Raw genomic sequence first — 23,812 nt, forward strand, 5'->3', positions numbered from 1 at the left:
GATGTCATCGTTTCTGTTCCGCGTGGGCCGTTTCGCCGTGCGCTTCCGCTGGGCGGTCATCGCCGCGTGGCTCGTTGTCGCGATCGGCGGAGGGGCCCTGTCGCAGGCGCTCGGCGGAACCCTCACGTCGACGTTCGAGATTCCCGGGACGCCGTCGCAGCAGGCACTCGACCAGCTCCAGCAGCGGCTGCCCCAGCTGAGCGGTGCGACCGCGCGCGTGGTCATCGTCGCGCCCAGCGGGAGCACGATCACGGCGGAGACGGATGCGATCGCGACCGCATGCGAAGACCTCGCCGTGGTCGACGGTGTGGCGGGAGTGACGTGCCCGGTCGCGATGTCGGCCTCCGGCGCCACGGCGACGTCCGCAGGGGAGCCCGCGCAGATCTCGCGCACCGGCGAGATGGCGTTCATCACCGTGCAGCTGAGCGTCGCCGCCACCGACATCGACGACACCCTCGTCGCGGCGATCGAGAAGGCCGCGCAGCCCGCCGCATCCGGCGGGGCGACGCTGGCGTACTCGGGACTCGTGGCGAGCGCGGAGGGCGGTGTGGACTGGACCGAGATCGCCGGCATGGCGATCGCGTTCATCGTGCTGGCGGTCACCTTCGGCGCCGTCGTGGCCGCGGGCGTCCCGCTGGTGACAGCGGTCATCGGTGTGACCGTCGCGTCCAGCTCGATCCTCATCGTCGCGGCCTTCGCGCCCGTCTCGTCCACGGCGCCGCTGCTCGCGACCATGCTCGGTCTGGCCGTGGGCATCGACTATGCGCTGCTGATCGTCTCGCGCCACAGGGCGCAGCTGGCCGAGGGGATGGATGCGCGCGAGTCGATCGCCGTCGCGATAGCCACCGCAGGAACCGCCGTCGTGTTCGCGGGGCTCACGGTCATGATCGCGCTGCTCGGTCTTGCCGTGGCGGGGATCCCATTCCTCACCGTCATGGGGTTGGGGGCGGCGGGCGCAGTGCTGGCCGCGCTGGCGGTCGCCGTCACGCTCCTGCCTGCGGTGCTCGCGGTTCTCGGCCGCGCGGTGCGTCCCAGGGTGCGGCACCGCCCGAGGACGGGCTCCTCACGACCGGCGGGCTGGGTGCGGCTCGCGACCCGGACGCCGGTGGCCACGATCGGAGTGGTCGTGATCGCCCTGATGGTGATCGCCACTCCCGCGCTGAGCCTGCGACTGACCCTGCCGGATGCGGGATACGACCCGCCGTCGTCGCCGGCGCGAATCGCGTACGACCTGCTCGACGAGGGCTTCGGCCCCGGGTTCAACGGCCCGCTGCTGATCACCGCCGACATCTCCGGGACCCTGGAGGTGCAGGACGCGCTCGACGCGCTCGATGACGCCTTCTCGGGGCTCCCCGACGTCGTGGCCGTCTCGAAGGCCTTCACGAACGAGGCCGTCGACCTCGCCGTGCTCAGCATCACACCGGCCAGCTCACCCTCCTCCGACGCGACCACGGACCTCGTGCGCACGCTCCGCGACGACGAACCCGCCTTCGCCGCCGTGCACGGCTTCGGATACGCCGTGACGGGGCAGACGGCGTTGGCGATCGACATCTCCGATCGGCTGGGCGAAGCGCTGCTGCCCTTCGGCATCGTCGTGGTCGGGCTGTGCCTCGTGCTGCTGACGATCATGTTCCGCTCGATCGCGGTGCCGCTGTCGGCCACGGTGGGCTACCTGCTGTCGGTCGCCGCCGCCCTCGGGGTCGCCTCCGCGGTGTTCGAATGGGGCTGGGCAGCGGATCTGCTGGGGGTGGGGAAGGTCGGTCCGGTCATCAGCTTCCTGCCCATCCTCGTGATGGCCGTGCTCTTCGGCCTGGCGATGGACTACCACGTGTTCCTCGTCTCACGGATGCGGGAGCACTACGCCACGACGGGCGATGCGCACGGTGCCGTCCTCGGCGGTTTCAGCGCCTCGGCCCGGGTCGTGACGGCCGCGGCGCTGATCATGTTCTCGGTGTTCTTCTCGTTCGTTCCGGGAGGAAACGCGATCATCCAGCCGCTCGCGACCGCGCTCGCCGCCGGTGTGCTGATCGACGCCTTCGTCGTGCGGATGACCCTCATCCCGGCGATCATGGCGCTGCTCGGCCACCGGGCATGGTGGCTGCCGACGTGGCTCGGTCGGCTGCTGCCCGACGCCGACATCGAGGGCGAGGCGGTCGAGCGGATGCGGGCGCAGCGCACCTGGCTCGCGGGGCGTGAGGACGGCGGGAGCGCCGGTGAGGGGGTGCTCGCGCACGGGGTGCGCATCGGCGGCGAGGGCGTCTCCGATCTCGTCGCCCCGCGCGGAGCGGTCGTGCTGGTGGAAGGTCCGATCGCGGTCGCCGCACGCTTCGTGGCCGCCGTCGCCGGGCGTACGGCGGATGTCGAGGGCGATCTCGTCGTCCACGGGTATCTGCTGCCGTTCGAACGGGCGGCGGCGGCCGCGCACGCCGCGTACGTGCCCGCCACCCCCGAGCGGGCGGACGCGAGCTCGTTGGCGGAGCACCTGCGTCGAAGCCTTCGCGCCGACGGCGTCGGTGTCCTCCGGGCGCACGAGGCGGTGATCCGTGCCGCAGCGACCTTCGACGCACTGCTGGCGGTCGTGTCGGGGACGTCGGCGCGGGACGTGAGTGAGAGGACGCCGATGGGACAGCTCAACGACGCCGAACGCTGGGCCGCCGATGTGGCCGTCGCCGCGACCAGCGGGCTCGCGCTCGTGGCGATCGATCTCGGCGACCGAGCCGGTGCGCAGGATCTGGCGCAGATCGTGGTCAGCGCGATCGAGCCAGGAACCACGCTCGTCCTCGGCTCCAGCGGAGCCGTTCTGGATGCGTCGCCGGAGAGACCGGTCGTGCGTGTGGACGCCCTCGCGCGGGCCACCTCTGAAGGAGGACGGCGATGACGACGTTGTGGAGCCTGATCGCGGCCCCCGCTCGCGGCCAGCGGCGCTGGCAGCTCGCCGCCGTGCTCGTCCTGGTGGTGCTCGCACCGCTCGCGATTGTCCTGACCCTGGTGCCTCAGACCGACGAGCGTCCGCCCGTGGCGCTGGTCAACCAGGATTCGCCCATCCTGACCGGACCCACACCGGTGGCTGCGGGCAAGCTCCTGACCGAGAACCTCATCACCTCGGTCCCCTCCGTGAAGTGGGTGCTCACGGATGCGCAGACCGCGAGCGAGTCGCTCGCGAAGGGCGACGTGCTCGCCACCGTGACGATCCCGTCCGACTTCTCGGCGCACGTGTCGACGATCGGCTCCGGCGCGCCGCAGGAGGCCGAGCTGACGGTGCAGACGAGCACTCAGCACGGCTACCTCGGCGGCATCGTCGCCGAGGCGCTGTCGGCGAGTCTGCCTGCCGGCGTCGCCGCCCAGCTCACCCAGCAGTACGTCACCGGAACGCTCTCGGCGATGTCGCAGATCGGATCCGGCATGGATCAGATGGCCCAGGGCGCCTCCGCCATCACCGGTGGGCTGTCTCAGGCGCAGAGCGGTGCCGGCGCTCTGCAGACGTACACGGGCCAGCTGGCCGACGGGCTGCGGAGCATGGACGGCGTCGTCTCGGAAATGCCTGAGGGCGCGCGAGGCCTCGGCGAGCTCACTGCAGCGGGGGCCGTCGCGTCGGGAGAGCTCTCGCTGCGTCTGGCGGAGCGTGCGCTGGACGCGGGCGTGGCCGAGGCCGCACAGCAGGATGTGCAGGGCCGCCTCGCTGCGCTGGCCGCTTTCTCCGCGCAGTTGACGCCGGCCCAGCAGCAGGAGTTCCAGGCCCTGCTCGCTCCCACGGAGGATGCCGCCGACGGCGTCTCGGCGCTGCTGGCGGGCCAGGCCGACGCGCTCGGCAGGGATGCGGAGACGGCTGCGGCGGTCGCCGTCGGTGCCGGCGCGATCTCGGCGGTCAGCGGACCCGTGGCTGACGGCCTCGGCCGATTGTCGGACGCCCTCGGAGCGGCCGCATCCGGGGCGAACGGACTCGCGCAGGGAAACGGCCAGCTCGCCGAGGCGCTGGGGACCTTGGGTCAGGGGAGCGCGCAGCTCGCCGCCGGGCTGGACTCGGCGCAGGCGGCGATTCCGCGCTACGACGCCGACCAGCAGAAGCAGATCGCCCAGGTCGTCGCGAGACCGATCGGCGTCGACAGCACATCGACGACCGGACCCCGCAGCGGCATCGCCTCGGCGATGGCCGTCTTCGGGCCGGTGGCGCTGTGGATCGGAGCCGTCGGCGTGATGCTCGCGCTGCTGCCCTTCGCCCGTTCAGCGCTGACCTCCGCCGCATCCGCCGTGCGGCTCGCGCGCTCCGCGGCGGCGGTCATCGTGGCCGTCGCGCTCGCGCAGGCCGTTCTCGTCTGGGGTGCCGTCGCGCTGTCGGGGGTGGCGCCCGAGCGCGCGCTGGTGGCGGCGGGGCTGACCGCGGTCACCGCCGTCGCGTTCGCTCTCGTGCACCAGGGGCTGGTCGCCTTCCTGCCGCGCGCCGGTCTCGTCGTCTCGCTCGTGCTGCTGGGGCTGCAGGTGGTCGCGGCGGGCACGCTGGTCGCTCCAGGAACCACGCCCGCCGCGACGGGGCCGCTGGCGGGCCTTCCGTTGAGCCTCGCCCTGCAGGGGGCGCAGGCACTCGTGGGAGGTTCGCTGCACGCGGTGCTGAACGCCGCGATCGGGTTGGTGCTGTGGAGCGTCGTCGGCGCGCTCGTCACAGTGCTGGCCATACGCCGCGCACGCGCGCGTGCGCTGGCCGCATCCGTGCTCGTTCGCGCCTGAGCTAGCGACTGCCCCAGTTCCATGCGGGGACGTCGAGGAAGCCCTGCCCTTCGACGAAGGTGCCGTCGGAGGTACGCGCCAAACGGTGCGCGAGGGCTCCGGCATCTTCGAGTCGGCGAGCGAGCTCGGCCGCGTGGGTGACCACGATGACCTGCGTGCGCCGCGATGCGGAGACGATGAGTTGTGCGAGAGGCGCCAGCAGGCTCTCGTGCAGACTCGCCTCCGGCTCGTTCAGGACGATGAGGGGGCCGGGGGCCGCGGGAAGCAGGGCGGCGCACAACAGGAGATAGCGGAGGATGCCGTCGCTGAGCTCCGCGACGTCGAGCGCGCGCAGCAGGCCGGGCTGACGAAGCCGCATCCGGAGCCGCCCGTCCTCGGCGTCGATCTGCACCCGCATCCCGGGGAAGGCACGTTCGACCTCCGCGTCGAGGGCGTCGCCCTCACCCGCTTCGCGCACGCTGGCCCAGAGCGCCGCGATGTCCTCGCCGCCGTGCGAGAGGGCGCGCACCCGGGTGCCCACCTGGGGAGACCGCGCGGGGGCTTCGGCATCCACACGGAAGTGGTCGTAGAAACGCCAGCTCGCGAGCGTCCGTCGCAGTGACAGCAGTTCGGGCCCGGTGTCGCCGTCGGCGAGGTCGACGAGGATGCTCTCGAACGGGGCGAGCGACTGATCCAGCGTGATCCACGCATCTTCGCGCACGTGTGTGGCGCTGCGCCGGCGATCGATGAGCAGGGACGAGGCCTTCGCGACCGCGCCGGCGAACACCTGCTCGCGCTTGATCTCCGGGTCACGGGAGAAGAGGCTTCGTCCGTCGGTCTGGGGAAGGCCGAGATCCACCAGGTAGCCCAGCTCGTCGGACGCGAAGCCCAACCGTACGGCCACGGGGTCGCGCCGCAGGGTGCCCTGATCGCCGCCGCCCTCCGGACCGGCCCACAGCAGCGACGACAGCCCGCCCTCCCGGGCGACGGCCTCGACCATGCCGCCGGTGGCGGCCCCCGCGAGCAGCCGCAGCGCCCTGTAGAGGTTGGATTTACCCGTGCCGTTCGCGCCGGTGACGACCGTCAGCCCGCCCAGCGGCACGACGACGTCGCGGAGCGAGCGGTACCCGGAGACGGCGATGGTCTGCAGCATCGCCCCAGTCTGGCCGGTGCATCCGACGCGAGCCGATTTGCGGATGCGGTGCGCGCGCCGCTATCGTCGGCGCATGTCTTCGGCCCGCATCCACAGCGCACAGCGCGTGGTCGTGCGCCGACGTCTGGGAGACCGCCGAATCTAGGCGATGCGTGCCGCACCGGTCCGGGTGCGCGGGCGTCGCCGATGCCGCCGGTGCGCGCGAGCGCACAGCTCCCAGACTCTAAGGTGGAACCTATGCCCTATTCGGTCGCCGTATCCGGCGCGTCCGGCTATGCAGGAGGCGAGATCCTCCGCATCCTCTCCGCGCACACCGACGTCGAGATCCGCACGGTCACCGCGCATTCGAATGCCGGAACGCCGCTGATCTCGCAGCAGCCGCACCTGCGCTCGCTCGCGCACCTCGAGCTCCAGCCGACCACTCCTGACGTGCTCGCCGGACACGACATCGTCGTGCTCGCGCTGCCGCACGGCCAGTCCGGTCAGTACACCGACGCGCTCGCCGATGTGCCGCTGGTCATCGACGCCGGGGCCGATCACCGGCTCACCTCCGCCGACGCATGGGCTGCCTTCTACGGCGGCGATTTCCACGAGCCGTGGACCTACGGTGTGCCGGAACTGCCCGTCGACGGCGTGAAGCAGCGTGAGCGGCTCGTCGGGGCCTCACGGATCGCCGCTCCCGGATGCAACGCGTCCACCGTCTCGCTGAGCCTCGCTCCGGGTGTCGCGGCCGGCGTCATCGATCCCGGCGACATCGTGAGCGTCCTCGCCGTCGGTCCCTCCGGCGCCGGGAAGAGCCTCAAGCCGAACCTGCTCGCGAGCGAGATCCTCGGCACGGCGAACCCCTATGCCGTGGGCGGCACGCACCGCCACATCCCGGAGATCCAGCAGGCGCTCGTCGGCGCCGGCGCCCGGGGCGACGTGCGCATCTCGTTCACGCCCGTCATCGTCCCGATGTCGCGCGGCATCCTGGCCACCTCCACCGCCCCCATCGCCCCCGGCGTCAGCGACACGGAGATCCGGGATGCCTGGGAGGCGGCGTACGGGGACGAGACCTTCGTGCAGCTGCTGCCGGAGGGCGCGTTCCCGCGCACGGCCGATGTGCTCGGTGCCAACACGGCGCTCCTCGGCCTCGCCATCGACCGCGCGGCGAACCGCGTCGTCGTCGTCGCCGCCGTCGACAATCTCGTCAAGGGCACGGCGGGCGCCGCCGTGCAGTCCATGAACATCGCGCTCGGTCTTCCCGAACACCGCGCGCTCACCGTGAACGGAGTCGCGCCGTGACCGTCACCGCCCCCGCAGGATTCGAGGCCGCCGGTGTCGCCGTCGGCCTGAAGTCGACCGGCAAATCCGATGTGGCCGTGGTCGTCAACCGCGGACCGCTCAAGGTCGGCGCCGCCGTCTTCACCTCCAACCGGGCCAAGGCCAACCCCATCCTGTGGTCGGAGCAGGTGATCACCGACGGCATCGTCGAGGCCGTGGTGCTCAACTCCGGCGGCGCGAACTGCTTCACCGGATCCTTCGGGTTCCAGACCACCCACCAGACCGCCGAGAGGGCGGCGGAGCTGCTCGGTGTCGCGCCCGGCGACATCCTCGTGTGCTCGACCGGTCTGATCGGGACGGGCGACGAGACGTTCCGCGCGAAGGTGCTGGAGGGCGTCGAAGCCGGTGTCGCCGCGCTGTCCGCCGACGGCGGTCTTGATGCGGCGCACGCGATCATGACGACCGACTCCGTCGCGAAGACGAGCGTGTACGCCGGCGACGGCTGGACGATCGGCGGCATCGCGAAGGGCGCGGGCATGCTCGCGCCGGGTCTTGCCACGATGCTCGTGGTCATCACGACGGACGCGGTGCTGACCGCATCCGACGCCGATGCACACCTGCGCGCCGCGACCCACGTGAGCTTCGACCGCCTCGACTCCGACGGCTGCATGTCGACCAACGATCAGGTGAGTCTGCTGGTCAGCGGGGCGAGCGGCGTCGAGCCGGACGCCGCGGCCTTCCGCGAGGGGCTCGTGGCCCTGTGCGACGATCTGGCGCGTCAGCTGCAGGGCGACGCCGAGGGCGCGAGCCATGACATCACGATCCGCGTCGTGCACGCCGCATCCGAGGAGGACGCGGTGGAGGTGGGGCGCTCCATCGCCCGCAACAACCTGTTCAAGGCGGCGATCTTCGGCAACGATCCGAACTGGGGAAGGGTGCTGGCTGCGATCGGCACCACGCAGGCCGCCTTCGACCCCTACGACGTCGATGTCTGGATGAACGGCGTCCGCGTCTGCTCCGCCGGCGGCCCCGACGCGCCCCGCGAGCAGGTCGATCTGACCCCGCGCGCGACCGACCTCGTCGTCGACCTGAAGGTCGGCGACGTCGAGGCGACGATCCGCACCAACGACCTCACGCACGACTACGTCCACGAGAACAGCGCCTACTCCTCATGACAGGTATCGATCTGCAAGACACCGACCCCGCGGCCGCGAGCGCCAAGGCGGAGACGCTCATCGAGTCTCTCCCGTGGCTCAAGCGCTACCGCGAGCAGATCGTCGTCGTGAAGTACGGCGGCAACGCGATGGTCTCCGACGAGCTGCAGGATGCGTTCGCCGCCGACATCGCCTACCTCCGCTACGTCGGCGTCAAGCCCGTCGTCGTGCACGGCGGCGGCCCGCAGATCTCCAACATGCTGGACCGGCTCGCGATCCCGAGCGAGTTCAAGGGCGGATACCGCGTCACCTCGACCGAGGCGATCACGGTCGTGCGCATGGTGCTGACCGGACAGATCAACCCGCAGCTGGTCGCCAAGATCAATGCGCACGGACCTGTCGCGACGGGACTCTCCGGTGAGGATGCGGGCCTGTTCGGCGGGCGCCGTCGCGGTGTCGTCGTCGACGGCGTCGAGCACGACCTCGGTCGGGTGGGCGATGTCGTCTCGGTCGACCCGCAGCCGATCATCGACCAGCTCGAGGCGGGCCGCATCCCGGTCGTGTCCTCCATCGCACCCGATCTCGACCACGTCGGGCACTCGCTCAACGTGAACGCGGATGCGGCCGCGGCGGCGCTCGCGGTAGCCCTCGGCGCGGTGAAGCTCGTCGTGCTGACGGACGTGCCGGGCCTGTATGCGGACTGGCCGAACCGTGACTCCCTCGTCTCGCACCTGACGGCGGCGGAGCTGCGCGAGATGCTCCCGCGCCTGGAGTCGGGGATGATCCCGAAGATGCAGGCGTGCCTCGACGCGGTCACGGGCGGCGTCCCGACCGCGGCGATCATCGATGGCCGGGTGCCGCACTCGGTGCTCGTCGAACTCTTCACTCAGAAAGGCATCGGAACCGAGGTGGTGGCGTGATGGCCGAACAGACTGTGACCGCGTGGCAGGACGACGCCGGACGTGACCTCGTCCGCAACGTCGGCGACCGGATGGCGCTCTTCGTCCGCGGTGAGGGTGCGTACCTCTGGGACGAGAACGGCCGACGCTATCTCGACTTCCTCGCCGGTATCGCCGTCGATTCCCTCGGCCACGCGCATCCGGTGTTCGTCGACGCGGTCGCCTCGCAGGCGGCGCGTCTCGCGCACGTGTCGAACTACTTCGCGACCCCGCCGCAGCTCGCCCTCGCGGCGCGCCTGAAGCGCCTGTCCGGTGCGGGCGAGACGGGGCGGGTGTACTTCGGCAACTCCGGCGCCGAGGCCAATGAGGCGGCGTTCAAACTCGCTCGCCTCCACGGCGGCACCGATCGTCCCCGCATCCTGGCGCTCAACGGCGCGTTCCACGGCCGCACGATGGGAACCCTCGCGCTCACGGGGAAGCCCGCCATGCAGGAGCCGTTCCTTCCGATGGTGCCCGGCGTCGAGTTCCTGGATTCGACGATCGAGGCGCTGGAGGCGGCGATGGACGAGCGCGTGGCCGCCCTGTTCGTCGAGCCCATCAAGGGCGAGGCGGGCGTCCTGCCGCTGCCGGAGGGCTACCTCGAGGCCGCGCGGGAGATCACCGAGCGTCACGGTGCACTGCTCATCGTCGACGAGATCCAGACCGGCGCCGGTCGCACCGGTGCGTGGTTCGGCTTCCAGCACGCCGGCATCACCCCCGACGCGATCACGGTCGCCAAGGGCATCGGCGGCGGATTCCCGATCGGCGCGCTGATCACCTTCGGTGCAGCCAGCGACCTGTTCTACCCCGGAACCCACGGCTCCACCTTCGGCGGAAACGCACTGGGCACCGCCGTCGCCGGCGCCGTGCTCGAGGAGATCGAGCGCGCGCGCCTGGTCGAGGCCGCGGCCGTGCGCGGTGCGCAGCTGCGCGAGGCGATCGCCGGGATCGACTCCGACATCATCGAGGGCGTGCGCGGTCAGGGACTGCTCCTCGGTGTGGCGCTCACGCATCCCGTCGCGCCGGCGGTCGTCGCCGCGGCCCAGCAGCACGGGCTCGTCGTCAACGCGCCCAATGATCAGACGATCCGTATCGCACCGCCGCTCACGATCGGCGATGTCGAGATCGACGAGTTCACCCGGCTCTTCTCCGCCGCGCTGGCAACGGTCGCCGACGCGCTGCTGCTGGAGAGCGCATCGCCCGACACGGAGGCCCACGCATGACCCGTCATCTGCTGCGCGACGACGACCTGACCAGCGCCGAGCAGGCGGAGATCCTCGATCTGGCTCTGGAGCTGAAGGCGGACCGCTGGGCGGCGAAGCCGCTCGCCGGTCCCCAGACCGTTGCGGTGATCTTCGACAAGTCCTCCACGCGCACGCGAGTCTCGTTCGCCGTCGGTATCGCCGACCTGGGCGGGTCGCCGTTGATCATCTCGACCGCCAACAGCCAGCTCGGCGGCAAGGAGACGCCCTCCGACACGGCGCGCGTGCTCGAGCGCCAGGTGGCGGCGATCGTCTGGCGCACCTACGCACAGGCGGGGCTCGAGGAGATGGCGCGCGGCACCCGCGTGCCCGTCGTGAATGCGCTGAGCGACGACTTCCACCCCTGCCAGCTTCTCGCCGATCTGCTGACGATCCGCGAGCACAAGGGCGAGCTCAAGGGGCTGACCCTCGCGTTCTTCGGCGACGGCCGCTCGAACATGGCGCACTCGTACGCGCTTGCGGGCGTCACCGCGGGGATGCACGTGCGCGTCGCATCTCCGGAGTCCTATGCGCCCCGCGAGGACATCGTCGCCGACGCCGATCGTCGCGCCGCGGAGACCGGAGGATCGCTCACTCTGCTCACGGACCCGCTGGAGGCCGCGGCCGGTGCCGACATCATCGTGACCGACACCTGGGTGTCGATGGGCAAGGAGGAGGAGAAGCTCGCCCGCCTTCGCGACCTCGGCGCCTACAAGGTGACCGAGGAGACGATGGCGCTCGCCGATCCCGGCGCGATCTTCATCCACTGCCTCCCCGCCGATCGCGGCTACGAGGTGGACGCCGCCGTGATCGACGGCCCGCAGAGCGTGGTGTGGGACGAGGCCGAGAACCGGCTGCACGCCCAGAAGGCGCTGCTGGTCTGGCTGCTGCGTCAGAGCTGATCGGACCCGCGGGATGAGGCGGGCTCTGGCGCGGCTGAACGGAGCCGACCGGCTCGGCGGGATCGATCTCGCCCGCGGTCTCGCGGTCATCGGTATGCTCGCCGCCCACCTGCTGACGATCGAGGAGCCCTTCGATCCGACGCGCCCCGAGACGTGGCTCGACATCGTCAACGGACGATCGTCGATCCTGTTCGCCGTCCTCGCGGGGGTGTCGATCGCCCTGACGACGGGTGGAACGACTCCCGAGTCGGGGGAGCGGTTGCGCGTGGCGCGCGGCCGTCTGCTCGTGCGCGCGGGACTCATCTGGGTGCTCGGCATCCTGCTGATCCTCACGGGCGTGCCCGTCTATGTGATCCTTCCCGCCTACGCCGTGCTGTTCCTGCTCGCCCTGCCGCTCCTGCGACTCGGCGCGGGGACCCTGTTCCCGGTCGCGGCGGCGCTGCTCGTGGTCATGCCGTTCATCCAGGCGGCGCTCGGGCTGCTGCCGTTCTGGGGCACCCCGGGGGGCGAGAGCATCGCGCTCGTGATCGGCTGGGCGTACCCGTTCCCCTTGTGGATCGGATTCGTGGTGCTCGGCCTGGCGCTCGGGCGCACCGACCTGCGCGATGTCCGCGTCGCGGCGATCCTCGTCGTGATGGGGTTCGGGACCGCATTGTTCGCTTACGGAGCGGGCGGCCTCGCCGACCCCGCGGCCGCTTCGTCCGACTACTGGAGCGTCGCGCTGAGCACGTACCCCCACTCGGGCGGCCTGCCCGAGGTCGTCGGCGGCGCGGCGACCGCGGTCGCGGTCCTGGGCGGATGCCTGCTGATCGCCCGCACTCCCGTGACGTGGGTGCTGCTGCCGCTGCGCGCGACGGGGGCCATGCCGTTGACGGCGTACACGGCCCAGCTGCTGATCTGGGCAGTGTGGGCGCTGGTCGCACTCGGCGATACCGGAGCGCTGGGGGAGTTCCGCGAGCTCGAGCCGTTCTGGCCGCTGACGATCGCCGTCGTGGCCGGGTGCACCGCATGGGCGCTGACGATGGGGCGGGGACCCCTTGAACGGTTGTTCGCCGCGGTCGCGCGCCGCAGTGTGCGCACGGCCGACGAGCGTGCTCGGTAGGCTGGTCGGGTGAACGACGCCCCCCACGACGCCACTCATCGCGGTTCCCTGTGGGGAGGCCGCTTCGCTTCCGGCCCCTCGCCCGAGCTCGCAGCGCTCAGCCGATCCACGCACTTCGACTGGATCCTCGCGCCCTACGACCTCGCCGGCTCGCACGCGCATGCCGCGGCCTTGACGGCTGCCGGGTACCTCGACGCCGACGAGGCGCGACGCATGCACGAGGGACTGGACGCTCTCGCCGCGGCCGTCGCCGATGGTCGACTGCTGCCCGCCGAGGGCGATGAGGACGTCCACGGTGCCCTCGAGCAGGCACTGATCGCCGAGGTCGGCCCCGAGCTCGGCGGCAAGCTGCGCGCCGGTCGCAGTCGCAACGACCAGATCGCCACCCTCGTGCGTCTGTACCTGCTCGATCACGCCGCCGTCATCGCCCGCGATCTCATCCGGCTGATCGACGCGATCGTCGCCCAGGCCGAGGCGCACGCGGATGCGGCCATGCCCGGACGCACGCACCTGCAACACGCCCAGCCCGTGCTGCTTGCTCACCATCTCCAGGCGCACGCCTGGCCGCTCGTGCGCGATCTCGAGCGGCTCCGGGACTGGGGCGTTCGCGCGCGCGTGTCCCCGTACGGGGGCGGTGCGCTCGCGGGCTCCACGCTGGGCCTCGACCCGCAGCTGGTCGCGGAGCACCTCGGGCTCGACCGCCCGGCGGAGAACTCGATCGACGGCACCAGCTCGCGCGACGTCGTGGCCGAGTTCGCCTTCATCGCGGCCATGGTCGGTGTCGATCTCTCCCGCTTCGCAGAGGAGATCATCGTCTGGAACACGCGTGAGTTCGCCTTCGTGCGACTCGACGACGGCTTCTCGACGGGCTCGAGCATCATGCCGCAGAAGAAGAACCCCGACATCGCCGAGCTCGCGCGCGGCAAGTCGGGTCGTCTCATCGGCAACCTCTCGGGTCTGCTCGCGACCCTCAAGGCGCTGCCCTTGGCGTACAACCGCGATCTGCAGGAGGACAAGGAGCCTGTCTTCGACTCGGTCGCCACCCTCGAACTCGTGCTTCCCGCGTTCGCCGGCATGGTCGCCACCGCGCGTTTCGACACCGACCGGATGGCGCAGCTCGCACCTCAGGGATTCTCGCTCGCGACGGATGTGGCCGAGTGGCTCGTCAAGCGCGGTGTGCCGTTCCGTGAGGCGCACGAGATCTCGGGCGCGCTCGTGCAGGCGTGCGAGCAGCGGGGCATCGAGCTCCATGATGCGGACGATGACATGCTGGCCGCGGTCTCGCCGCGGCTGGAGCCGGGCGTGCGCGAGGTCCTGACCGTGCCAGGCTCCCTGGCGAGCCGCGACGGCTTCGGCGGCACGTCGCCGCGCCGCGTGGCCGAGCAGCGCGTCGAGCTCGTCTCTCGCACGCAGACGCTCGCGCGCGAGCTCGGCATCTGAGCGTGATCGCGCTCCGGTAACCCGCGCCTCGCCCGCCCGACCTCTGCCGTTCACCCGCAGGACGGTGGGCGTCGACCTGCGCCCGCCACGCTTCGGACGCGCCCCTGTGCCGAGGTGCGCTTCGAAGGAGAGACGATGCCTGCGCACTTCCTGTACGCGCGGTTTCCGGAGCGGTCGCACCGCGCCGCGGCCGACTGGTTGCGTGCCGTCGCGGATGCGCTGGCCATGCATGGCAACAGCGTCCGCGTCGCGGACGCTGTTGCCCCCGCGGCCGGAACGGTCGTCGGCTGGCGCCTTCTGACCGAGAACCACCGCGAGCTGGGCCGCAGCGCCCGGTTGTCCGCGTCCGAGGCGACGGCGCGCGCCGATGTCGCCCGACTCATCGGTGTCGCCCACCGGCTCAGGGTCCGCTCCGATCCGGAGCCGGGTCTGCGCACCACCGGCTGGTTCGTCGTCCTCGACGAGGAGATCATCATGATCGGTGCGCGCCGGTACGAGAACCGCTCCGTCGCGCGCAATGCCGGCGCGCTCGCGGTGCGGTTGCTCATGGCCATGCAGGAGGAGTCCCGCTCCGGGTCCTCCTCCGAGCTCGTGCGGTGAGCGACATGCTCCTCGCGGGGCGTTTCCGGCTGCGTTCGCTTCTCGGCAGCGGCGGGACCGCGGCGGTCTTCGCCGCCGAGGACACCCGCACCGGCGAGACGATCGCCCTCAAGCTCCTGCATCCGCACCTCGCCGAAGACCCCGCGCGCTGGGACGCCTTCTTCGAGGAGGTGCACGCCGCGCGGGCCGTCGACCACGAGAACATCGCCAGGGTCCTGGACGCGGGCGTCGCCGACGACGGGACCACGGTGGTCTGGATCGCGATGGAGCTCGCCCAGGGGGTCACGCTCACTGATCATGTCCAGCAGAACGGACCGCTGGAGCCCTCCCGAGCGCGGGCGATCGCGGACCGCGTGCTCGCCGCGTTGAGTGCGGCCCATGCGCAGTCGGTGGTGCACCGCGACGTCACCCCGGCCAACATCCTGATCGACCCGGATGCGTCAGACGCCGACGTGGGCAGAAGCGTCACGCTGCTGGATTTCGGTCTCGCCGATGTTCCCGGCCGGCCCACCGTCGGTGCCGACGCGCTGCTGTCGGGAGCCGAGGGCACGGGGGAGGGCGTGGTGGCGAGCGTCGCGTACGCCTCGCCGGAGCAGCTGCGCGGCGCTGCGGTGACGGAGGCGAGCGATCTCTACCAGGTCGGAGCCGTGCTGTTCTTCATGCTCACCGGCCGTGCGCCCTACGCCGGTGATGCGACAGCGATCGTCCGTGCGCACCTGACAGCCGCCCCTCCGCTGCCGTCCGCCCGCCGACGCGGGGTGCCGCGGGCCCTCGATCGCGTCGTGGCGACGGCGATGCTCAAGGATCCGGCCGATCGCTATCCGGATGCCGAACGGATGCGGCAGGCGCTCGCGGCCGTCGCTTCCTCCGCGGTTCCCGAGGTCTCCGAGGAGCCGACAGGACCGACCCGCCACTACCGCACCCTGGTGCCGGCGTCCCTCGGCGCGACGGTGACGGTGGGCGCCGCCCCGGCCGCGCAGCCGGGTTCCGCGGCGGTCCGGCGGCGGTGGCCCCTGTGGATCGCGGCCGCCGCCGCCTCCGTGGGCGCGGTCGCCGTGATCGCCGTCTCCGCGGCAGCGGGCTCGGCGCCGTCTGCGGCCCCGTCGCGCCCTGCTCCCACGGCCGTCGCCCTCGCCACGCCGGAGCCGACGACGACCGAGACGGTGGCGCCTCCGCCCGCGACGGTCGTCGTGCCTCGATTGGCGGGGCTCACTCTGATCGATGCCACCCACGTGCTCGAGATGGCAGGCCTCCGGCTCGGAGACCTCGTCCGCGTCGACGCCCCCGCGGCGGCCGACGTCGTGCTCGGCGCGGACCCGGCGGAGGGTTCGGCGCCCGAGATCGGCTCGCCGGTCTCGTTGCGCGTCGCGACGGGGAACAACGCGGTGCCCTCGGTGGCGGGCATGACGCTGGTCGACGCGCAGGCGGCGGTGGTCGCAGCGGGCTTTCGCCCCATCACGGAGTACAGCGGCCGCGGGAGCGCGGGTCTCGCGCTCGCGAGCTGGCCCTCGGCGGGGCAGCTGCTGCCGTTTGGTGATGCGGTCACGCTCGTGGCAGCACGCCCCGAGCCGTCTCCGACACCGGTGCCGACACCCACGCCCACGCCGTCGACCTCGGCGACGCCCACCCTCGCGCCGCCGGTCTCGTGAGCCGACGGCACTCGCGGCACCGCAGCACGACACCCGCAGGACACGTCCGCAGCATCCGGCATTCATCTCGCGACGGGATGCTGACGGCCAAGCCCTGGGGAGGGCTCCGCCTGCCCGAAAGACGGAGGAAGAGTTGAGCGACGCCACCACCGAGGTCATCGCGCCCAGCGCGAGCACCTCGACCGCTCCGCGACGCTCGCTGCGCTCGCGACCCGTCCTGGGCGACCGCGTGTTTCGCACGGTCGCCTACGCCGCCGGCGGCACCACGGTCGCGATCATGCTCGCCGTGGGCGTGTTCCTCACCGCGCGCGGCGGGCAGGCCCTCGGCACCTCGGGCCTGTCGTTCCTGTGGACGCAGCGCTGGGAACCGCAAGAGGGCGTCGCGGGCTCCTTCGGCATCGCCGCCGTGCTGTTCGGAACGATCACGATCGCGGTGGTCGCGCTGGTCTTCTCGTTCCCGTTGGCGCTGGGGACGGCGCTACTGATCAGCGAGGCGCTGCCGAGCGGCGTCAAGCGAGCCATGGTGACGATCGTCGACCTCATGGCCGCGGTCCCGAGTGTCGTCTTCGGCCTCTGGGGGGTGCAGTTCCTGCAGGAGAACGCGGTCCCCGTCGCGCAGTGGATCTCCACCTACTTCGGCTGGATCCCGGTGTTCGCCGTCACCGATGACGGGCAGCGCCTGACGGAGGCGAGTGCCTACACCTCGTCGGCGTTCATCGCGGGCATGGTGGTGGCGCTCATGGTGCTGCCCACGCAGACCTCGATCATGCGCGAGGCGTTCTCGCAGGCGCCGATCGGTGAACGCGAAGGGGCGCTCGCGCTGGGATCGACGCGCTGGGGCATGATCCGCACCGTCGTGCTGCCCTTCGGCCGCGGCGGCATCATCGGCGGCATGATGCTGGGGCTCGGTCGCGCGCTCGGCGAGACGATCGCCGTCTACATGATCATCTCGCCCATCTTCACGATCAACTGGGAGGTGCTGAAGACCGGGTCGAACTCGGTCTCGGCGCTCATCGCGCTGCGCTACGGCGAGTCGAGCGAGTTCGGGCTCTCGGCCCTCATGGCCGCGGGCCTCGCCCTGTTCCTGATCACGCTCGTGATCAACTTCACCGCGTCCTCGATCGTCGCGCGGTCTCGCTCCGGAGCGGAGAGCACCTGATGACTCTGATCGATGACACCGCCGCGTCGCGGGATGCGGCGGACGCGACCGCGCGATCCGCGGGGCAGCCGCGCACCCGCGTGCCGGTCGCGCAGCCGGATCAGGCACGACCGGAGCGGCGTCGGCCGGGCCGGGCCTCGCTCTCGGACGGCTACGACCTGATCGGCGCGATGTTGGCCGGCGTCTCGGTGGCGACGCTGCTGTTCGGCTGGCTCGCACCGCTGACAGGGCCGGTGGGGTGGATCGCCGTGGCCTTCGTGGTGTTCATCGTCGCCTACGCCGCTCTCGTGTCCCTCACCGCCGACCGGCTGGCCGTGGTCAACCGCGTGGTCACGGTCCTCCTCTACAGTGCGGGCCTGATCGTGCTCGCCGCCCTCGTGTTCGTGGCGGTCTACACGCTCGCTCGCGGGGTTCCCGCCTTGTCGAACCTCAACTTCTTCGTGGAGACCATGCGCTTCGCGGGGCCCCTCGACCCGCTGTCGGTCGGCGGCATCTCGCACGCCGTCGTCGGAACGTTGATCCAGATCGGCATCGCCCTGGCCATCACCGTTCCGCTGGGCATCACGACCGCGGTGTTCCTCAACGAGATCGGGGGGCGTTTCGCGCGCTTCGTCCGCACCGTCTCGGACGCGATGACCGCGCTGCCCTCGATCGTCGCGGGGCTCTTCGTCTACGCGGCGATCATCACGCTGATCACGAAAGAGCGCTCCGGCTTCGCTGCATCCATCGCGATCACCGTGATGATGCTCCCGATCGTGATCCGCTCGGCCGACGTCGTCCTCCGACTCGTGCCCCACCAGCTTCGCGAAGCGTCCTACGCGCTCGGGTCGTCCCGGTGGCGGACGGTCTGGCGGGTCGTTCTGCCCACCTCGCGTTCGGGGCTCGCGACCGCCGTCATCCTCGGCACCGCGCGGGGGATCGGCGAGACCTCGCCGGTGCTTCTCACCTCGGGGGTCACGGCCCAGATGAACACCGATCCGTTCTCGGGGCCGATGATCTCCCTCCCGCTGCAGGTCTTCACCTTCGTCCAGTCGCCCGAGCCCAACATGGTGGCGCGCGGGTTCGGGACCGCGGCCGTTCTCATCCTGCTCGTGCTCAGCCTGTTCGTCATCGCGCGGCTGATCGGCGGCCGAGGCGCCGGGGTGCTCTCCGAGGGGCAGCGCTACCGTGCGGCACGCCGCTCGCGCGAGGACCTCATGCGCATCGTCCGTCGTCCCCCTCTGTTCGAGGCTCCCGCTCCGGCACCCGCCACCCGCTCTCAGGAGAACCCGTGAACCGCCCCCGTCGCCGTGCCCTGCACGCCGCCCTCGCCGTCCTCCTCGTCGGCGCCGCCACGCTCGGCGGCACCACGGTCGCGCGCGCCGACACCTACGTCGCCATCGCCGGTTCCGGATCGACCTGGTCGCAGAACGCCCTCGACCAGTGGCGACGCAACGTCGCCCACAACTACGGCATGACGATCAGCTTCAACGGCACCGGGTCCTCGGCGGGGCGAAACGACTTCATCCGGGACACCGTCGACTTCGCGGTCAGTGAGATCCCGTTCCAGGCCCGTCCCGAAGACGGGTCGCCCGCCGAGGTGTCGGCGCGCCCCTACGCCTACCTGCCGATCGTCGCCGGCGGCACATCGCTCATGTACAACCTGAAGATCGGCGGCAAGCTCGTCACCGACCTGCAACTGCCCGGGGATCTCGTCGCGAAGATCTTCACGGGCCAGATCGCCCGCTGGAACGATCCCGCCATCCAGGCGGAGAACCCGCAGCTGGTGATGCCGGACCGCGCGATCACACCTGTCGTGCGCTCGGACGGCTCGGGTTCGACGGCGCAGTTCACGAAGTGGATGTCGACGCAGTACCCGCAGACGTGGGCGACGGGAATGACCTCGCAGTTCCCCACGTCCTTCAACTTCAAGGCGCAGAGCGGATCGCTCGGTGTCTCGGGCTACGTGGGCAACCCCACCAATGGGGAGGGCTCCATCACCTATGTGGAGTACTCCTACGCCATGAAGTCCGGGTTTCCCGTCGTGAAGCTCAAGAACGTGGCCGGCAACTACGTCGAGCCGACCGCGGCGAACGTCGAGATCGCGCTGCGTGAGGCGCGCATCAACGAGGACCAGTCCTCACCGGACTACCTGACCCAGATCCTCGACGGCGTCTACAACAACGCCGACCCCTCGGCGTACCCGCTCTCCAGCTACTCGTACATGATCGTGCCGACCCAAGTGGGCGGGATCTTCAACGAACGCAAGGGCTACACGCTCGGCGCGTTCGTCAAGTACATCGTGTGCGAGGGGCAGAAGCAGGCCGGGGCCCTGGGATACTCCCCGCTGCCGAACAACCTCGTGAAGGCCGCGTTCGACCAGATCTCGCGCATCCCGGGATCGAACGTCGGTCCCTACAACGCGGACTCCTGCAGCAATGCGGGCGCGGGAGAGGGTACCGCGCCGGCGTCGGGCACCAACGGTGCCGGGTCCTCCGGTGCGGCCGCCGCCGCTGCGACGGCGGGCGCAAGCGCCGCCGGTGCCGCCTCGGATGCGGTCTACGACGCGAACGGCAATCTGGTCTCCGGATCCGGAGCGGCCGGTACCGCGCTCTCGTCGCCCTTCACCCTGGCATCCGAGAAGCTGGGGCCCGTCCCAGACGGGGATGCTCGTCGCGGTCGTGATCGTCGCCGTCGTCCTGCTCGCGCCGCCGCTGCTGCTGCGCTCGCGGGGGCGCGGTCGCTGAATCGCGGCACCCGCCGTTCACCCGCCGGAGGGCAACCCGACGGACGGCGGACCCGGTCATTCCCAGTGCGGACACAGCCGATTCGCACGGGATTCCTAACGTGTGGTGTGGTCGCTGGGGCGGCCGGAACTGGGGTGTTCTCGTGGTCCGAAACGGACTCGTCCGCACGTGGGTGCGATCCGTCGCGGCAGGCGTCGTGACCTGTGCGGCCGTGCTGTCGGTGTCGCTCGCCGTCACGGGCGCAGCGCGAGCCGAGGACACCTCGCCGTCATCGGCGGTGACGGTCTCGGCCCGAGACCAGGACATCTATCTCGGCGATGCCCCGATGCCCGATCTCCAGGTCACCGTGTCGCAGACCGCCGACCTGGTCGCGCAGGCCGTGTCGGTCTCGTGGACCGGCGGCAAGGCGTCCACCCTGCCGAGCGGCCAGACCGGCGGCGAGAACTTCCTGCAGATCATGCAGTGCTGGGGCGACGTCATCAACGACGACGCCGAGTACCTCCCGTCTCGGACCACGTGCCAGTTCGGCGGCTTCGCCACCCCGGGTGCGCGCCGCGACGACGGGCGCTCCTCGGCCGAGGCCATCGCACCGGAAGATGCCCGCTACTCCTACTTCGGCAAGGGCGGGCTGGACGGCTCTTACACCGGCATCCCCTTCCGCACCGTTCCCGACGCGGGCACGGGCGTCTCCGACGTGGTGCGCAGCATCGACGAGCACAATCAGCGGATCCCCGGCGTCAACCTGAACGAGAACGCCTACTTCACGCGGTACACGACCAACGAGATCCCCTGGGCGGGTTCGAACAGCTCGGGGACGGGAGCCGTCACCTTCGAGCTGCAGACCGCCCTGCAGTCGCCGGGACTCGGCTGCGGCGCCGCGGTGACCGGCGCCGACGGCGCGGTCACCGGACAACCGTGCTGGCTCGTCGTCGTTCCGCGCGGTGCGGGCACGAACACCGCATCCCCGCTGTTCTGGGAGCAGTGGAAGCACCGGATCGCGGTGCGGCTCGACTTCCAGCCCGTAGGCACGCACTGTGCGATCGGTGTCGGCGAGCAGCAGCTCGCGGGTTCCGAGCTCGCGAGCGACGCGGTCTCGTCCTGGCAGCCCGACCTCTGCGGCGCCGAGGACGGCGACGCCTACACGCTCATCACGACGACCGACATGGATGCGGCGGCCAGCGCCAACACCGTGTCGGACTCGCCGCTCGCGCTCACGTCGCAGCCCGTTCGGCCCCGGGATGGCGAGGTGGATGCGCTCACGTATGCGCCGATCGCGCTCACCGGCATCGCAGTGACCTTCGCGGTCGATCGTTATCCCTCAGCTGTGGCGCCCCCGGAGGAACAGGATGCGGCGCGGCGTCCGTTCGAGGAGATGAACCTGACGCCGCGTCTGCTGGCGAAGCTGCTCACCTCCAGTTACACGGATGCGCTGCCCACCAACGCCGACACGAGTCATCTCGGTCGCAATCCCCGCAACATCGTCTTCGACCCGGAGTTCCTCTCGGTCAATCCGACTTGGCGGGACCAAGCCATCGTGAGCCCGGCGGTCGCCGATCTCATGGTGCCGCTCGGGCGCTCCGGCTACGCGCGAGCGGTGTGGAACTACATCCTCGCGGACGACGAGGCCGCCGCGTTCCTCGCGGGAGAAGCGGACCCGTGGGGCATGAGGGTGAACCCCTACGCCTCCACGGATGCGGGCGTCAACCCGACGGGCAACGCGCTCGAACTGCCGCGCGACGACTTCCCGAAGGTCGACCCCGAGGAGGCTTACGCCGGCGAGCCGCGCGTTCTCAACTCCGTCGCATGGCGGCCGTACACGAACGATCTCGTCTCGGGCGCCTACTACGCGCTACGCGGCGACGGGCTGAACGTGGGGGAGTGGGATCCGATCGCGCAGCCGCCCAAGTGGCAGCGCAAGGCGCGTGACCTCGTCGGTGACCGCAAGGTCATCGCGATGACGGACACCTCCTCCGCCCGCCGCTATCAGACCGTGACCGCGAAGCTGCGCACCCCCGCGGGAACGTTCGTCGCCCCCGACACCGCGAGCATCCTGGCGGCCGCATCGCTGATGACCGCCTCCGAGACGCAGCCGCAGGTTCTCGCTCTCGACCCGTTCTCCGCGGCCGTGCGCGCCGACGCGCATGCCTACCCGCTCTCCATCCCGGTCTACGCGGCGACGAACACGTCTCTCAACTCGGATGCGGTGGCCGCCAGTTACGCGCGATTCATCCGCTTCGCGGCGAAGGACGGACAGACACCGGGCAACCTCCAGGGGCAACTCCCCGAGGGGTACGCACCGTTGCCCGAGGCGTGGCGCACGCAGGCGCTCGCCGCCGCCGATGCGATCGACGCGAAGGCGCCGGCGCCCACGGCCAGCCCCGCGCCGGCGGCGCCTGCGCCGGCAGCCGCCGCCGCTCCGGCTCCCGCTCCCGCCGCTCCGGCCGCATCCGCCCCGAACCCCGTCGCATCCGGAGCGGCGTCGGGGGCGCTGTCCGCGGGGGCGACGCCGGACGACCCCGAGACGGGCGCGCTGACGCAGGCCCTTCCCGTGAGTCTGCTGGCCGGCGTCGCCGCCGCCGGCGCCGTGCCCTTCGTCGGCCGTCTGCGCCGACGCCTCTGACCTCTCTTCCGCATCACCCTTTTCACCCGACAGAAAGAGAACACCATGAAGTTCAAGCGGCTTGCTGCCGTGACCGCGGCGCTGGGCGTCGTCGTCGCGGGCGGGTTCGTGGCGGGCTCGGCGAACGCCGAGGTCGTGTCCAACAGTTACGTGCTCGTCGGCTCCGACACCCTCCAGGATGCGGCCAACGCACTCGCGAACGGCACCTCGGTGACCGGGTCCACCGTACGTGTCAAGACCGCTGGTGGCGACACGATCGGCTCGTTCGACGCGTTCCCCTCGACGGGTGCGGGCAGCCAGATCCAGACGAAGTCCGGCGGGCCCTACTTCCAGCGCCCCTCGGGCTCGGGCAACGGTGTCACGGCGCTGCGTGCCTCGATCACCGGCACCGCCTACAACGGCAAGACCATCACGGGCCAGGTCGACATCGCCCGCTCCTCGAGCGGCCCGGGCGCCAACCAGAATGCCGACGGCAAGCTCGCCTATGTCCCGTTCGGACGGGATGCCGTGTCCTACATCTACAAGGGCGGCACCGCGGCGTGGGCGAACCTGACCGCTGCCCAGCTGAAGCAGGTCTACGAGGGCACGCTGACCTCCATCGACGGTGTCGCGGTCAACCCCCGTCTGCCGCAGAACGGATCGGGGACGCGCTCCTTCTTCCTCGGCGCCATCGGCAATCCGAGCCTGAAGGCCGGCATCGACACGAACAACACCACCCCCGAGAACGACGCGACCGTGCTGGCCGCGGGGGAGATCATCCCGTTCTCGGTGGCCAGCTGGACCGCTCAGGTGACGGGCGCCGCGGGGGTCAACACCGTCGCCGCGGCCACCGGTGTCTCGCTGGGCAGCGCCGTGTCGGGCACCACTGCCGTGACCGGCTCGGGCGCGAGCACCGTGCCCAACGCCACGTACTACGCGAACACGACGTTCGGTCGCGACACCTATCTCGTCGTCGAGCGTGCGCGCATCACCCCCGGTGACGCCAAGTACGACGCGTCGCTCGCGGCTCTGGTCGACCCGAGCAAGACCACGAGCCTCACCAACTTCACCGGCGGCCTGGCGGGCACCCCCCGTCGCGTCAAGGAGAAGTTCGGATTCCTCGCCCCGTCGCAGACGGCGCCCCTCTTCGCATTCGTGACCCTCTGAGCCCGAACCCCAAAGGAC

At 71.1% G+C, this 23,812-nt stretch carries 17 protein-coding genes; 16 read left to right on the forward strand and 1 reads right to left on the reverse strand.

Annotation, left to right across the window (positions count from 1 at the left end):
- Position 1 precedes the first annotated feature (1 nt).
- Both AC1VNH_RS00130 and AC1VNH_RS00135 read left to right on the forward strand, forming a co-directional pair.
- The gene (locus AC1VNH_RS00130) at positions 2-2,878 is read left to right on the forward strand and encodes an MMPL family transporter (RefSeq protein ID WP_483109371.1); all 2,877 of its coding nucleotides are present in this window, start codon (positions 2-4) and stop codon (positions 2,876-2,878) included.
- Positions 2,875-4,722, forward strand: coding sequence for a hypothetical protein (locus AC1VNH_RS00135; protein WP_483109372.1), 1,848 nt, complete (start codon positions 2,875-2,877; stop codon positions 4,720-4,722). Before AC1VNH_RS00130 ends, AC1VNH_RS00135 begins: the two co-directional genes overlap by 4 nt.
- Position 4,723: 1 nt before the next feature.
- On the opposite strand, the gene AC1VNH_RS00140 is transcribed toward AC1VNH_RS00135, so the two are convergent.
- Positions 4,724-5,854, reverse strand: a complete 1,131-nt coding sequence (locus tag AC1VNH_RS00140; protein WP_483109373.1) for an AAA family ATPase — start codon at positions 5,852-5,854, stop codon at positions 4,724-4,726.
- Between the two features lie 237 nt (positions 5,855-6,091).
- Between AC1VNH_RS00140 and argC the strand changes: the two genes are divergently transcribed.
- The 14 genes from argC to AC1VNH_RS00210 all read left to right on the forward strand — a co-directional run bounded on the left by argC (position 6,092) and on the right by AC1VNH_RS00210 (position 23,794).
- Positions 6,092-7,138 (forward strand): N-acetyl-gamma-glutamyl-phosphate reductase, encoded by a 1,047-nt coding sequence (argC, locus tag AC1VNH_RS00145; RefSeq protein WP_483109374.1) that lies wholly within the window; start codon positions 6,092-6,094, stop codon positions 7,136-7,138.
- On the forward strand, positions 7,135-8,292 hold the full coding sequence (argJ, locus tag AC1VNH_RS00150) for a bifunctional glutamate N-acetyltransferase/amino-acid acetyltransferase ArgJ (RefSeq protein WP_483109375.1): 1,158 nt from the start codon (positions 7,135-7,137) through the stop codon (positions 8,290-8,292). The genes argC and argJ overlap by 4 nt, the downstream gene beginning before the upstream one ends.
- Positions 8,289-9,191, forward strand: coding sequence for an acetylglutamate kinase (gene argB, locus AC1VNH_RS00155; RefSeq protein ID WP_243227242.1), 903 nt, complete (start codon positions 8,289-8,291; stop codon positions 9,189-9,191). The genes argJ and argB overlap by 4 nt, the downstream gene beginning before the upstream one ends.
- Complete coding sequence (locus tag AC1VNH_RS00160) at positions 9,191-10,432, forward strand: acetylornithine transaminase (protein WP_483109376.1); 1,242 nt, start codon at positions 9,191-9,193, stop codon at positions 10,430-10,432. The genes argB and AC1VNH_RS00160 overlap by 1 nt, the downstream gene beginning before the upstream one ends.
- Entirely contained in the window at positions 10,429-11,352 is a 924-nt protein-coding gene (argF, locus tag AC1VNH_RS00165; protein WP_243227244.1) for an ornithine carbamoyltransferase, read from the forward strand. The genes AC1VNH_RS00160 and argF overlap by 4 nt, the downstream gene beginning before the upstream one ends.
- Positions 11,353-11,365: 13 nt before the next feature.
- On the forward strand, positions 11,366-12,454 hold the full coding sequence (locus AC1VNH_RS00170) for a heparan-alpha-glucosaminide N-acetyltransferase domain-containing protein (RefSeq protein ID WP_483109377.1): 1,089 nt from the start codon (positions 11,366-11,368) through the stop codon (positions 12,452-12,454).
- Positions 12,455-12,463: 9 nt separating this feature from the next.
- On the forward strand, positions 12,464-13,894 hold the full coding sequence (argH, locus tag AC1VNH_RS00175; RefSeq protein WP_483109378.1) for an argininosuccinate lyase: 1,431 nt from the start codon (positions 12,464-12,466) through the stop codon (positions 13,892-13,894).
- 135 nt (positions 13,895-14,029) lie between these two features.
- The gene (locus tag AC1VNH_RS00180; RefSeq protein WP_483109379.1) at positions 14,030-14,494 is read left to right on the forward strand and encodes a hypothetical protein; all 465 of its coding nucleotides are present in this window, start codon (positions 14,030-14,032) and stop codon (positions 14,492-14,494) included.
- 5 nt (positions 14,495-14,499) lie between these two features.
- Complete coding sequence (locus tag AC1VNH_RS00185; RefSeq protein ID WP_483112663.1) at positions 14,500-16,143, forward strand: protein kinase domain-containing protein; 1,644 nt, start codon at positions 14,500-14,502, stop codon at positions 16,141-16,143.
- A 133-nt stretch (positions 16,144-16,276) separates the two neighbouring features.
- Complete coding sequence (pstC, locus tag AC1VNH_RS00190) at positions 16,277-17,302, forward strand: phosphate ABC transporter permease subunit PstC (protein ID WP_483109380.1); 1,026 nt, start codon at positions 16,277-16,279, stop codon at positions 17,300-17,302.
- Positions 17,302-18,576, forward strand: coding sequence for a phosphate ABC transporter permease PstA (gene pstA / locus AC1VNH_RS00195; protein WP_483109381.1), 1,275 nt, complete (start codon positions 17,302-17,304; stop codon positions 18,574-18,576). The genes pstC and pstA overlap by 1 nt, the downstream gene beginning before the upstream one ends.
- The gene (pstS, locus tag AC1VNH_RS00200; protein WP_483109382.1) at positions 18,573-20,228 is read left to right on the forward strand and encodes a phosphate ABC transporter substrate-binding protein PstS; all 1,656 of its coding nucleotides are present in this window, start codon (positions 18,573-18,575) and stop codon (positions 20,226-20,228) included. The genes pstA and pstS overlap by 4 nt, the downstream gene beginning before the upstream one ends.
- Complete coding sequence (locus tag AC1VNH_RS00205; protein ID WP_483109383.1) at positions 20,171-22,648, forward strand: hypothetical protein; 2,478 nt, start codon at positions 20,171-20,173, stop codon at positions 22,646-22,648. Before pstS ends, AC1VNH_RS00205 begins: the two co-directional genes overlap by 58 nt.
- 45 nt (positions 22,649-22,693) lie before the next feature.
- A complete protein-coding gene (locus AC1VNH_RS00210; protein WP_483109384.1) occupies positions 22,694-23,794 on the forward strand; it encodes a hypothetical protein in 1,101 nt (366 codons plus the stop codon).
- The last annotated feature ends 18 nt before the right edge of the window (positions 23,795-23,812 follow it).

This window comes from Microbacterium sp. KU4F (assembly GCF_056868075.1).

Bases quoted from the DNA above. Each gene is read 5' to 3' on its own strand.
- AC1VNH_RS00130 (WP_483109371.1), top strand. From the start codon at position 2: ATGTCATCGTTTCTGTTCCGCGTGGGCCGTTTCGCCGTGCGCTTCCGC.
- AC1VNH_RS00135 (WP_483109372.1), top strand. From the start codon at position 2,875: ATGACGACGTTGTGGAGCCTGATCGCGGCCCCCGCTCGCGGCCAGCGG.
- AC1VNH_RS00140 (WP_483109373.1), bottom strand. From the start codon at position 5,854: ATGCTGCAGACCATCGCCGTCTCCGGGTACCGCTCGCTCCGCGACGTC.
- argC (WP_483109374.1), top strand. From the start codon at position 6,092: ATGCCCTATTCGGTCGCCGTATCCGGCGCGTCCGGCTATGCAGGAGGC.
- argB (WP_243227242.1), top strand. From the start codon at position 8,289: ATGACAGGTATCGATCTGCAAGACACCGACCCCGCGGCCGCGAGCGCC.
- AC1VNH_RS00160 (WP_483109376.1), top strand. From the start codon at position 9,191: ATGGCCGAACAGACTGTGACCGCGTGGCAGGACGACGCCGGACGTGAC.
- argF (WP_243227244.1), top strand. From the start codon at position 10,429: ATGACCCGTCATCTGCTGCGCGACGACGACCTGACCAGCGCCGAGCAG.
- AC1VNH_RS00170 (WP_483109377.1), top strand. From the start codon at position 11,366: ATGAGGCGGGCTCTGGCGCGGCTGAACGGAGCCGACCGGCTCGGCGGG.
- AC1VNH_RS00180 (WP_483109379.1), top strand. From the start codon at position 14,030: ATGCCTGCGCACTTCCTGTACGCGCGGTTTCCGGAGCGGTCGCACCGC.
- AC1VNH_RS00185 (WP_483112663.1), top strand. From the start codon at position 14,500: ATGCTCCTCGCGGGGCGTTTCCGGCTGCGTTCGCTTCTCGGCAGCGGC.
- pstA (WP_483109381.1), top strand. From the start codon at position 17,302: ATGACTCTGATCGATGACACCGCCGCGTCGCGGGATGCGGCGGACGCG.
- AC1VNH_RS00210 (WP_483109384.1), top strand. From the start codon at position 22,694: ATGAAGTTCAAGCGGCTTGCTGCCGTGACCGCGGCGCTGGGCGTCGTC.